This is a genomic window from Streptomyces sp. NPDC001513 (assembly GCF_042894695.1).
In the GTDB taxonomy this organism is placed as follows: Bacteria; Actinomycetota; Actinomycetes; order Streptomycetales; family Streptomycetaceae; genus Streptomyces.
The window spans coordinates 1-1,075 of the sequence record NZ_JBIAVU010000021.1 but is presented as its reverse complement, the minus strand read 5'-3'; the positions used below and the strand labels follow the sequence as shown (position 1 = coordinate 1,075).

At 70.4% G+C, this 1,075-nt stretch carries 1 rRNA gene and 1 pseudogene; both read right to left on the bottom strand.

Annotated elements, in window-relative coordinates:
* A pseudogene (locus ACFYZ4_RS35890) lies at nt 1-679 on the bottom strand (tetratricopeptide repeat protein); the annotation flags it as partial.
* A gap of 305 nt (nt 680-984) precedes the next feature.
* Nucleotides 985-1,075, bottom strand: a 5S ribosomal RNA gene (gene rrf, locus ACFYZ4_RS35885); the annotation flags it as partial.

Sequence of the window (1,075 nt, the reverse complement as noted above, 5' to 3'; positions counted from 1 at the left end):
GGCGGTCGCCACCACGGTCGTCACGACCGCCGCGGAAACCACCACGGTCGTCATCACGACGCGGGTACGACGGACGGTCCCCAGCCCCACCACGGTCGTCGCGGCGCGGGTAGGACGGACGGTCCCCACCACGGTCGTCGCGACGGAAGCCACCGCCGCCACCACCGGTGGGACGGTCACCACGGTCATCGCGACGCGGGTACGAGGGACGCTCGCCACCACGGTCGTCACGACGGGGGTAGGACGGGCGGTCGCCACCACGGTCGTCACGACCGCCGCGGAAACCACCACGGTCGTCATCACGACGCGGGTACGACGGACGGTCCCCAGCCCCACCACGGTCATCACGGCGCGGGTAGGACGGACGGTCGCCACCACGGTCGTCGCGACGGAAGCCACCGCCACCGCCACCGGTGGGACGGTCACCACGGTCATCGCGACGCGGGTACGACGGACGGTCCCCAGCGCCACCACGGTCATCACGGCGCGGGAAGCTCGGACGGTCCCCGCCACGGTCGTCACGACGGAAACCGCCGCCACCGGTACCGCCACCGGAGGGACGACCACCGCGGTCGTCGTCACGGCGGGGGTAGCTGGGACGGTCGCCACCGCGGTCGTCACGACGGAAACCGCCGCCACCACCGCCGGCGGGACGCCCGCCACGGTCATCGCGGCGGAAGCCGCCGCCGCCGCTGGACGGACGGCCACTGGCACCACGGTCGTCACGACGGAACGGGGGACGGTCGCCACCACGGTCGTCACGGCCCCCGCGGTAGCCGCCCCTGTCACCGCCGTCGTTGCGCCGAGGCTCGCGCTCCGGACGATCGTCGGGAGAGTTGGACATGGGTGTGACTCCTGTCTTCGGGGTACCGCTAGTCATTCTCGCGCAACCAACCCATGGCCGCGCTTCGGCGTAAAGAGGTGAAACAAAAAAAGACCCTTGGTCCAGCGTTGAACGCTGGACCAAGGGTCCTTTGAAAGATTGTTCGGCGGCGTCCTACTCTCCCACAGGGTCCCCCCTGCAGTACCATCGGCGCTGAAAGGCTTAGCTTCCGGGTTCGGAATGTAACCGGGC